Source organism: Williamsia sp. 1135 (assembly GCF_002095395.1).
Taxonomy (GTDB): Bacteria; Actinomycetota; Actinomycetes; order Mycobacteriales; family Mycobacteriaceae; genus Williamsia.
Window position 1 is genome coordinate 1 of sequence record NZ_MJEI01000062.1, and the last position, 10,618, is coordinate 10,618.

9 protein-coding genes are annotated in these 10,618 nt (G+C 63.4%); 6 read left to right on the plus strand and 3 right to left on the minus strand.

The window, feature by feature from the left end:
• On the plus strand, positions 1-942 hold a 942-nt coding region (locus tag BFL43_RS03655; RefSeq protein ID WP_346425936.1), incomplete at its 5' end, for a hypothetical protein.
• A gap of 57 nt (positions 943-999) precedes the next feature.
• Here BFL43_RS03655 and BFL43_RS03660 read toward each other — a convergent pair.
• A complete protein-coding gene (locus tag BFL43_RS03660) occupies positions 1,000-2,196 on the minus strand; it encodes a hypothetical protein (RefSeq protein WP_084890872.1) in 1,197 nt (398 codons plus the stop codon).
• A gap of 157 nt (positions 2,197-2,353) precedes the next feature.
• Here BFL43_RS03660 and BFL43_RS28805 point away from each other — a divergent pair, with 157 nt between their 5' ends.
• From BFL43_RS28805 to BFL43_RS03675, 3 genes are all read left to right on the plus strand, one after another.
• Positions 2,354-2,509 carry a hypothetical protein gene (locus BFL43_RS28805; protein ID WP_168176519.1) on the plus strand — a complete coding sequence of 52 codons (156 nt, stop codon included), beginning with the start codon at positions 2,354-2,356 and terminating at the stop codon, positions 2,507-2,509.
• A gap of 112 nt (positions 2,510-2,621) precedes the next feature.
• Complete coding sequence (locus tag BFL43_RS03670) at positions 2,622-3,596, plus strand: diguanylate cyclase (RefSeq protein WP_084890876.1); 975 nt, start codon at positions 2,622-2,624, stop codon at positions 3,594-3,596.
• Positions 3,597-3,917: 321 nt separating this feature from the next.
• Complete coding sequence (locus BFL43_RS03675; RefSeq protein ID WP_168176520.1) at positions 3,918-4,925, plus strand: diguanylate cyclase; 1,008 nt, start codon at positions 3,918-3,920, stop codon at positions 4,923-4,925.
• A gap of 22 nt (positions 4,926-4,947) precedes the next feature.
• Here BFL43_RS03675 and BFL43_RS03680 read toward each other — a convergent pair whose 3' ends face one another.
• A complete protein-coding gene (locus BFL43_RS03680) occupies positions 4,948-6,315 on the minus strand; it encodes a sugar transferase (protein WP_240498039.1) in 1,368 nt (455 codons plus the stop codon).
• Between the two features lie 138 nt (positions 6,316-6,453).
• Positions 6,454-7,716 (minus strand): glycosyltransferase family 4 protein, encoded by a 1,263-nt coding sequence (locus BFL43_RS03685; protein WP_084890884.1) that lies wholly within the window; start codon positions 7,714-7,716, stop codon positions 6,454-6,456.
• A 180-nt stretch (positions 7,717-7,896) separates the two neighbouring features.
• Here BFL43_RS03685 and BFL43_RS03690 point away from each other — a divergent pair, with 180 nt between their 5' ends.
• Both BFL43_RS03690 and BFL43_RS03695 read left to right on the plus strand, forming a co-directional pair.
• The gene (locus BFL43_RS03690; RefSeq protein ID WP_240498040.1) at positions 7,897-9,894 is read left to right on the plus strand and encodes a lipopolysaccharide biosynthesis protein; all 1,998 of its coding nucleotides are present in this window, start codon (positions 7,897-7,899) and stop codon (positions 9,892-9,894) included.
• Positions 9,894-10,616 (plus strand): hypothetical protein, encoded by a 723-nt coding sequence (locus BFL43_RS03695; protein WP_143695067.1) that lies wholly within the window; start codon positions 9,894-9,896, stop codon positions 10,614-10,616. Before BFL43_RS03690 ends, BFL43_RS03695 begins: the two co-directional genes overlap by 1 nt.
• Positions 10,617-10,618: the final 2 nt, after the last annotated feature.

Sequence of the window (10,618 nt, forward strand, 5' to 3'; positions counted from 1 at the left end):
CGGCAGCCCATCGCCACAGACCCACACCCAGAACTTCATTTCGAAACAACCCGTATTCCCCTCGGTGACGTCGTACGGGGCCGAATGTGGTGGCATCTGAACCGCAACCGGCCACCTGTGCGTCAGATGTTCATGGATGTCGGGGTGTACAGCCGGGCCGAGCTTCGGGAGCGTGGCCTGGACGGGTGGCAACTGCGCAAGCAGTTGGCAGGCGGATTACTGGTCAGCGTGCGCAATGGGTGGTATGCGTTACCGACTGCGGATTCTCTTGTCGTGGAGGCAGTTCAGCTCGGTGGAGCACTGAGCTGCGTATCCGCGTTGCACAAGCATGGGCTCTGGGTCCCGGTCGGCTACGAGCGCGTACACGTGCGGACCACCAGACACGGCAAGCAACATCGGGTCCGCTCGTGCCAGGGTCCGGGCCGTCCTGTTCCGGTGAGCACCGCCCTCGACCCGATCCCGGTCGCCCTCGGGTGCGCGTTCCGCTGCATGTCGGCCGAGGATTGGATCGCGGTGTGCGACTCGGTCTTGAACACTCTCGGGCTGTCGGTCCCGGCGCTGCAGGCCGAGATGGGCAGGGTCTCGCAGAAGATGTTGGACCTGATGGGCAAGTGCGACCCCAACTCCCAGTCTGGGACCGAATCGCTTGCGCGGCTGCGATTGCGGGCAGCAGGTTTCACGGTTCATGTTCAACCATCGATCCACAGGGTCGGTTACGTAGATCTGCGCATCGGCCGTCTCTTGATCGAGTGCGACAGCATCAGTCACCACACGAGTCTGGAGAACTACCGCAACGACCGCCGCAGAGATCGCAACGCACTGGTGGGCAGGTGGTTGACCATGCGGCTCACCTACGACGACGTCGTCTACGGCTGGGATGAGGTGATGGCGGACATCCGAGCCATCACGACCCCGGATCGCCACCGAATTCGGTCCGAGTAGGGCTGGCCGGGGGAAGATAGCCCTCGGCGGCGCCACACGGGACCGAATGTGGTGGTACTACGCGGGCGGTTCCGGCTCGGTGGGCGGGTCGACCGTCGGGCTGGGCGGCGGATTCTGCGGCTGCGAGGAAGGCCGGGACGGTGGTGTGTAGTCCGGCAGGTCCGGCGCCGGCGGACGTTCGGAGTCGCCGGACGGCATCCGCGGCTTGGGGGCAGGACGACGGGTGGTGGTGGTTTCTACAACCATGGTCTCCACGGCGGCCGTGGTCTCGGGTACTTCGAGGGTGGTCGAGGTGACTGAGGTGGTCGAGGACGGCGCTCGGCTCGGTGATGTGGGCTTTGGCGGCACACTGGACGTCTTCGTCGTGGTCGGCGAGACACTCGTCGAGAAGGGTGCGACAACATCAGCCTTGCGCGGGCTCTCGGAACCGCCGTTCTTGATCAGATACGCCCCACCGCCGATCAGTGCAGCGGATACAGCAAGCGCGGCCACACCGGCGGCCACCATGCTCTTCTTCTTCCCTGGGCCCGCTGCGGCCACGAGCACAGCCTTGTTCGGCTTGGTGAGGGCCGCAGCGCCGTGGGCTACGGCATACTCGCCGTGTTCGATGGGCTGGACGCCGAGGCCGGTGGCCGCACCCAGCGTGCTCGCGAGGTCGGGGATCTCTGCACCGGCGCCCGCCGGGGTGATCATCTCGACGTCGCGGCCACGGCCCGGAAGCTTCGTCATCGCATCTGACACCGCCCGGGCACCCGCCATCTCCTGCACCGGTGGGGTTCCGGGCGGCAGGGAGGCGGTGTCGACGACGGACTCCGTCACCGGGTCTACGAGCACCATCGGCTGCACTGCTGCCGTGTGGCCGGCGCTGTCGACATTGACCACCAGGATCTTGCCCATTCCGGCGAACTGGCGAGCAGCGATCACGGCCAGTGCGGTGGACACCGCAGTAATACTGGCTGCGAGGAGCCAAGGAGGAACGGCGTACTCGTCCTCGTCGTCCTCGGCGGACGATGCGGCCTTTCGTCGTGCTTCGCTGAGCATGATCTGGGTTGCGGGATCTGCGCACGCGATTCCCACCGAGGTGATCGTCTCTGGGGCTGATCGGATCAGGCGGTCGATGGTGGCGATCAGATCGGACTGCGGCGAGATGGGGATGCGGTTCTGGGCCAGCAACTCGCCACTGGCGCCTTTGATGAGCACCGACAGGATCTCTCCGGCATCGATGGAGATTCCCAGGACGACGTCGTTCCGCATGATTTCCTTCGTTTCAGGTTCCGATCGTGAATGTTAACGCCCGGAAGACCCGAAAATCGACGTCGCAGACGAACGATCGACACCGCGGGAGATAAAAGCTCCCTGTGAATCTTGGTCAACCGTGTCCAAAACGACGATCTGTTGGCACTATGGTCTGGTGCTTGCCGTTGTGATAACCATCGCGGTGGTGGTGTGGATCGCCATCTCCGTGGTTGTCGCAGTGCTGGTGGGCCGCGCGATACGGCTGCGCGACATCAGGGACGCACGGCCAGAGTCGCCGGACGGCGACGACATGAGATCCAAGGCTTCCTGAGGGGCCTAAAGTCCGGGCTGACCCTGCTCTTTTGCTGCAACATGCTGCATACTGTCTCGAAAGGTGATCGTGAAACTCACTTTCGATGGTCTAGGGATACCAGGGGTCGGGAATGCTGTCTGAATCCGAGATCGCAGCCAATAATCGGCGGTTGGTTGGTCATGCGTCGGAGCGATCGGAGCTCGCGGCAGTGGTGGACACGCTGTCGCCTGGAGTGCTGATCCTGTCGCCCCACGGTGACATCGAGGTCGCCAATGACACAGCGCGCGAGCTGCTCGGGATACTCGAGGGCCGCGGTGGTGCCCGGGTGGACATCGCCCGCCGTCAGTCGATGTATCTATCAAATGGCGAGGAAATCACCTTCGAACAGTTGCCCCACAACACCATCGTCACGGACCGGCAAGCGGTTCGGGATCTGGAAATCCAGATCGATCGACCTGACGGCGAACGAATGTGGTTGTGTTGCAGCGTGTCCTTACTGGACAATTCCGATCCGGAGTCGTCTGTGGTGGTGGCCCTCTCTGACATCACCGAGCTGCACATCCTGCGTGAGCGCGTGCACAAGAGCGACAACTATGACGCTGTCACCGGACTCCCAAACCTGACCTTCGTCCTCCGGCAGATCAGTGACCTGCTCACCGACACGCGCAGAGACGACGCCGACGTCTCGACGGTCGTAATGGTCATCAACTTCGACAAACTCAAAGAGCTGAACGTCTCCCTGGGACACCTGCGCGGTGACCGGGCGCTGGCGATGACCGCCGAACGACTGCGATCGGCACTGCCTGCACGGCATCTGGTGGGCCGGGTCGTCGGAGCGGAGTTCGTCGCCGTCCTGACCGGCCTCGACGAAGACGGGATCGAAGACATCTCCGATCTCATTCACCTTCTGCTCACCGATCCCACCGACATCGACGGCAACGATCTGCGCATGCGGGCCAGTGTGGGACTCGTCCGGCTCCGGGCCAGCGACACCCGCAGCGCCGAGGACATCATCAGCGATGCCGATACCGCTATGTATCACGCAAAAATGAAGGGTGGCGGGCACACCGTCGACTTCGATCGCCTTCGGCTCACCGGCGTCTGAGCCAGTTGTTAGCCACGTGCCGCTAGTGATTTGCGATAATTAATTTGCACACCCGTCAAGCCAGTGAAATGCGTCATAGCAGCGTCGATGTAGTAGATCGTCGTCAGGCCGCACCACACCACTCTTGGGGGCCTGTCGTGTCTTCGTCACGGGCAAGGCGTCTACTCACACTCGCAAATGATCGTTGCGATCATGGTGTCCCGGTTAACTTTAGTTAGTCACCCGGAAAGTCGATGTTGCGGGCTGTTGGGCAGCCGTACAGGATCGGTAGCAGACGATACACACGCAGTCGGCCATGACTACCAAAGGGACTCGCAAGAGATGAAAACTTTTGCGCGACAAAACACACCGGATCCTAAAGCCTCCACGCACGGACCCGGCGGTCGAGACGCCGGCCTCGATCACGCGTCCGTCATCAGTTCACTGCTCGAAGCGGTCGTCGTGGTCTCGGCTCGCCGGGGCATCCGCGTCGCCAATCCCGCGGCACTCGAGCTTCTCGAATTGGACGCACGTCACCTCGACCTAGGCGGCGGTCTGGCCGGCGTCCTGAGCTTCACCGACGCGGAGGGGTCGCCCCTGACTCCGGGCTCGTACCCGGATCGGATGGTTATCCGGACCGGGCGGCCCGTCAGCGGAATGATCGTCGGCTACGTGCTGCCCAGCGGGCGCCGATTGCATCTGAAGTGCAACGCGGTGCTCGTCGACGGAAGCGATGACGACGATCCGACCATCGCGGTGTCGATCAGGGACATCACCGAAAAGCAGGCGTCCTGGCGACGATTGGCCTACGCCGCCCAGCACGACCTCATGACCGGACTGCTCAATCGCACTGCGGCACTCACCCGGCTGCAGGCGGCACTGACCGAGCACCCGCACGACGACGGGCAACCGCGATCTCTCGCCGTCATGTTCATCGACCTCGACCATATGAAACGGGTCAACGACACGCTGGGCCACGCCGACGGAGACAGGGCGCTGATCGCGGTGGCCCGACGCCTGCACTCGCTGATTCCGCCACCCGGTTTCGTCGGCCGACTCGGAGGCGATGAGTTCATCGCCGTGATTGACAGCAATGATCGGGACGAGGTGGAGTGGATCTCGCGCGCGATCCACCAGAGTCTCGCTGAGCCAGTGGATATCCGCGGACAGGGTTTCGTGATCAGCGCGAGCGTCGGATTGGTCTGGGTTCCGCGCCGAGGCGATCGACCGGCTGCCGACATCGTCCATGACGCCGACGAAGCGATGTACGCGGCGAAGATGGCCGGAGGCGGTCGCACCGTCGACTTCGACACCCTCGGCCGCGGTGGCATCACATCGATTGGCGCGTGAGTCTGTGCAGAAGCACGACTTTTCAGGATCCTGATCCGCGGAAGACCGCCCGTATCGTCAGAATGATGATCTTGATGTCCAGCCAGACGGACCAGTTCTCGATGTAGAAGTTGTCGTAGATCGCACGGTCGTCGATGCTGGTGTCGCCGCGAAGACCGTGAATCGCCGCCCAGCCGGTCAGGCCGACGTTCACGCGGTGGCGATCGCGGTACGACGGAATCGATTCGGTGAACTGATCGACGAAGTGCGGTCGTTCTGGCCGCGGCCCGACCAGAGACATCTCTCCACGGACCACATTCCACAATTGGGGCAGTTCGTCGATCGACGTCCGGCGAATGAAGTTGCCGACCCTGTTGACCCGCACCGCACGATCGGGATTCCAGGAGGTGTCGGATTCATCCTCTGTTACCGGCCGCATCGAGCGGAACTTGAAGAGGGTGAACTCGGTCCCGCTTCTGCCGACACGGATCTGGCGGAAGATGATCGGCGCGTCACGGTCGGACAGGAAGACCGCGAGTGCTGTTGTGGCAAGAACGGGGGACAACAGGGTCAGGGCGCTCAGGGCCACGACAAAGTCGAAGAGCCGCTTGCAATGCCAATACCAGGTGCGATAGATATCGCGCCGAACGCGCAACAGTGGAATTGTGTGAATCCGGTCCATGTCGGCGCTCAGGTGCATGAACTCGAACAAGCGGGGAACGATGAAAATCTCGCAATCGAGGCGCTCGAATTCGCGGAGCGGGGAGACCAGCTCCGAATCCGGAGCGTTTCGGAAAGCGATGATGACCGTTTCGATGGAGTGTTCGAGCACCACATCTCGCAGGCGTGCGTCGGGGACCACGGGGATCTGAAAGCGCTCGGTGTCGAACAACGGATCCCGGTCGATCACCACGATCGGCTCGAGCCCGAGTTCGGGATGTTCGGCAATGCTCTGGGTGAGCTTCGCGGCAACCTTCCCGCCGCCGACGATGGCGGTACGGTTGCGCCGCTCCGGCGAACGGGTTCGCCGCCGCCGTTTCACAAAGTAGTAGATGACGCGGATCGCGAAGAGAACCGCGAGCACTCCCACGGAGACGACCAGGACGCGACTGAGCCGGATGTCCATCGCGGCCGCAAGGGATATCAGCGACACCGCAGCAAGGCAGGTGACGGCGAGCCGCGGGAGATCGTTCAGCGCCGAGAGAGTGATCTGGGCGCGATAACCACCGGACAACTCCACGAGGAGGACGACGGTCAGTGCAACCAAGAGAGCCGTCCACGGGGGGTCGAAAAAAGACAGCGCGACGGTCAGTGCGATCAGATCGGTCAGGAGGAGCGTGGTGTCGACCCGGCGCCGCTGTCTCAGATTGTATTTCGCGGCGACACGGCCGACGACGCCCAGCCTTCTCACGGCTACGCGGGAACGTTCAGGGCGGTTCAGCATTCTCGGTTCTCTGGAGGATCTCTGGGCGGCGGGTGACGATCGGACTGTGTGGTTCGGAGCGCTGCGGATGCGGGCTGTCGCCGCGCTGTCATTCTCATTCGGAAGTCAAGACAACGTGAATGCTCTGTCGTACAGCGCGAAGACCGCCTCGCGAGAATACTCCGCATCGAAATGGTTTCGCGCGGCGTCGGATATGGCGGCGTTGTACGCGGGGGACGTGAGGTCGAGCAGGTGCGTCATGAATTCGCTCGTCGAGTCGGCCACCAGAACGCCGTGCTGCGGGCCGGAGGAAATACCGTCGGCACCAATGGGCGTGGAGACCACCGGGATTCCGCGGCCGAGCGCCTCGATGACCTTGAGTTTGATCCCAGATCCGAAACGTAAGGGATTGATCATCGCTGCGGCACGGGTCAGAACTGCGGACAGGTCCGGGGCGAATCCCTCCAGGAATACGCTGCCGGGGTGCTGCGCAACCGCCGCGACCAAACCGGGCAGCGGGTCCCGACCGAATATTCTGAGGATGGCATCGGGGCGCTCGGCGAGCAGTTTCGGCCAGGTCAGGTCGATGAACGAGCGTAAACCGTCGTCGTTGTGCGGCAGGGAGAGCAGGCCGAGGAACACGAACTCGGGTGCACCCTGATAGTCCCGGTCCGTTCGGGTCGGCGTGCTGATCAGAGGCGGGATCGACTGCGTCTGATCCTCGCCGACACGGGCCCGGCGACGCAGCAGGTCCGCCTCGTGCGAGTTGACGAGCAGGCTTCTGCGAAAGCGCCGGGCAACCCGGTCTTCGCTGCGCTCGACGAGGCGGCGTTCGGCGCGCAGCAGGGCTCGTTGCCCCCTTTTGTTCTCGGCGATGGGCCGCAGAGCCCGCGGGACGTGTTCAGCGAAGTTGCCGAGGGGTTGGATGTCGACGTCGGAGTACTTTTCGGCTGCCCGCAGCATTGCGGCATACCGCTCGGAGAAGAGGTCGTCGAGATAGCAGATCTGCTTGTCGAGGCCGATGTCGGAGGCGTATTGCGCCGTGCGGACGGTGTCGAAGATTTCCAGGTTCAGATCCAGCTGCTGGAGAACACGGGTGATTTCTTCGCCGGTCTCTTTCGACCGCAACAACGACTCCTGCAGGCTTGCGCGCCCAGTTCCTGCGCCACGCACGACATTCGCCAGGGCCGCGCGGGCACGCGGTTTCGGAATCGCACGGAGCGGGACCGGGAAGTCGGCAGTAGCGTCGCCGCCGATCAGGAGGTAGTGCACGTTTTCCGGGCCGAGTCGCTCGCTGAAGTATTCGATCAAACCCGCGAGGACAACCTTCTTGCCGGCATCGATCGGATACGGACGGACAGCACTGATCAACCCGACTGTTTCCGCCATTTATCCTCCATCGTCGCAGCACCGACGCGCTCAGACTCTATCGCGAACACAACAGGTAATGCAGGACTCGTTGAATCCGTCACTATTGTGGTTTCCGGCCAGATCTTACGACTAGTGTTGGCTTGTTCTATCGCCGGGGGATGGAACGTAATTGTCCGGAATGCGCATTCGGCGTCGGGAATGAAGAAAGTGAAGCTTCACATGCACGCCCTTCGTCGCCGGCCCGTCGTCGAGCCTGACTGGCCCGACTCCGACCCCGTCACGATTCCTGAATTCCCCGCTTTTCCAGGGTCATTGTGGGCGGCGCAGACCGACGTTCTGGAGCGAATCGACATCTCGTCGCCTCGGTGGGATTCACCCACCGATGTTTTTGATCGTATCGATGAATCCACGCCGGCGACGGGCAAGCAAGCGGCCTGGAATTACCTCGTTTTCGCGCTCAGTAAGAGTTCCACTCTGATCATGACGATCATTTTGGCACGTCTATTGAATCCCGAAGAGTTCGGTCTATTCGCTTTCGCGCTGCTCGTGGTCAATCTCTTCGATTTCGTCAAAGATCTCGGCGTGGGTGCCTCGCTCGTCCAGAGTCGGCGTAGTTGGGCCCGCATCGCGCCGACCGGGTTGACGCTGTCGGTCGTGTTCGGTGTCTTGATCGGTGGTGCGCTCGCGGCCACCGCGGGGCTCACCTCGCGTCTCGTCGGGCATCCGGATCTGGAACCGTTGATCCAGGTGCTTGCCATCGGCCTGACCATTTCGGCACTCAGTGTGGTGCCGATGGCGTCGCTGCGACGCAAGATCGATTTCAAGGGCCGGATATTTCCAGAGTTCGTCGGCGCCCTCCTGAAGACCGTCCTCACCGTCGGGCTGGCGGTGGGCGGGCTGGGGGTGTGGAGCCTGATCTGGGGGCAGCTCCTCGGCGTGACGGTGACCATGTTGCTCTACTGGAGGGTCGCCGGGGCGTCGCTGAAGTTCGGTTACGACGGCGAGACGGCACGTGCTCTGCTCAAGTTCGGCCTACCGGTCACCGCCGTGACGCTGCTGGCATTCGGGATCTACAACATCGACTACCTCGCCGTCGGAACGCGGCTCGGTGACGCTGAGCTGGGTCTGTACACCCTCGCTTATCGGGTACCGGAGCTGCTTGTCCTGAGTCTCTGCGGCGTCATCAGCGAGGTCCTGTTCAGCTCGCTCTCCCGTTTGCAACACGATCTGCCCTCCCTCGGGAAGCACTACCTGCAGACGCTCGGTGTGGTGGTCGCGCTCACCGCACCGATCGGCATCGGACTCGCAGTCGGGGCCGATGCTCTGATCGCGACGATGTACGGCCCCAGTTACGCGGCGGCGGGACCCATGCTCGCGGTGCTCGCTCTGTACGCGGTGATCTACTCCGCCTCTTTTCATTCTGGCGATGTCTACAAGGCCATCGGCAGGCCGAGCGTCCTGACGGCAATCAACGCTGGCAAGTTCGCGGCACTCATCGTCCCGATCTGGTGGGCGGCAGGCCACAGCGCGGTCATGGTGGCGGTGGTGTTGCTCGGCGTCGAGCTCGTGCACTTCGCGGTGCGAATGCGGGTCGTCCACCGCGTCCTGACGCTGTCCTGGGCGGAGCTGCTGGTCACCATCGCGCGCCCGCTCTCGGCCGCAGTGGTGATGGGTGCAGTACTGCTCGGTGTGAACCACCTCTGCCGGGACCTCCCGGCCCCTGCGCTTCTCGCCGTGCTGGCGATGGCAGGGCTTGCTGTCTACATCGTCGTGGTCCGCTTCACCGCCCCGGAGATGTTCGCAATGGTGTCGGGGCCGGTTCTTCGAAAGCTCGGCCGTGAGCCCGCCCCGATCCCCGCAGACCCGAGCCCCGCAGACCTGAGCCCGGCAGACCTGAAGCCTGTGGCCCCGGAACCCCTGGCGCCGGTGGCTATGTCCCCCATGCCCGTGTCCCCGATGCCGGCGTCTTCGGCCGCAGCCACCGTCGGTGGCTCTGGTGGCCGGCACCATGCGGGACCCGGTCGCCGCCTCGTGGTCCCGGCGGGCACGACCGGTGGCGGCGGCCGGCATCGGGCCGTGCCCGTTTCGCAGCCGCAACCATTTTTGATGTCTAATTCACGAGAACCGCGGCCATCGGCCATGTCGGATTCTCGAGGTCGGCACCGCCACGTGTCGCAAACCGGAGGAAATAAATGATGAAAACCCTGCGCGGCTCTGCCCGAAAGGTCGTGGCGCTCGGCGCTCTTGTCGGCCTGCTTCTCGGGATCATTGCCGCCCTTGTTTTCTCGGCCGCGCAGTCGCCGAGCTACGAGGCGAAAGCCGTCGTGGTGATGATGCCGGCGCCGGGTGTCCCGGTGGCGGAGACGTCCTACTACTGGGAAATCCTCAGCCGCGGGCAGGTCACGCGCACGGCCGCCATCGTGCTGGCCGACCACAACTGGCTGGACGATGCAGCGCAGGCAGCCGGGGTTCCCGAGAGTGATCTCACCCTGACCACCGGCGCCGTCGCCGACACCACACTGATCGAACTGACGATGAGCGCTGGTTCAGCCGACGCAGCGGAGAAGTCGCTGACGAAACTGATCGAGGTTGCGTCTCCCGACGCTGCGAAGATCTCCGGGCCGTTTGTGCTGAAGGTGATCTCGTCGCCGGAGGGTAGCGCCGAGAAATCGGGGATCTCGAGTTCACAACTGGTTCCCGCGGCAGCGATCGCCGGACTGGTGCTGGGGGCCGGGATCGCGTTGCTCCTCACCCGCATCGGTGGCGCTGGCACGACAGCGCCACAGCCATCCGCCGAGCCTGTGGTGGAACCGAAGCCGGAACCAAAGCCGGAGCCAGAACCGGCACCAAACCCGGAACCAGCACCGAACCCAGAGTCGGACGGTCGGGATGACGTGTCGCAGAGAACGTCCGAGTAGAA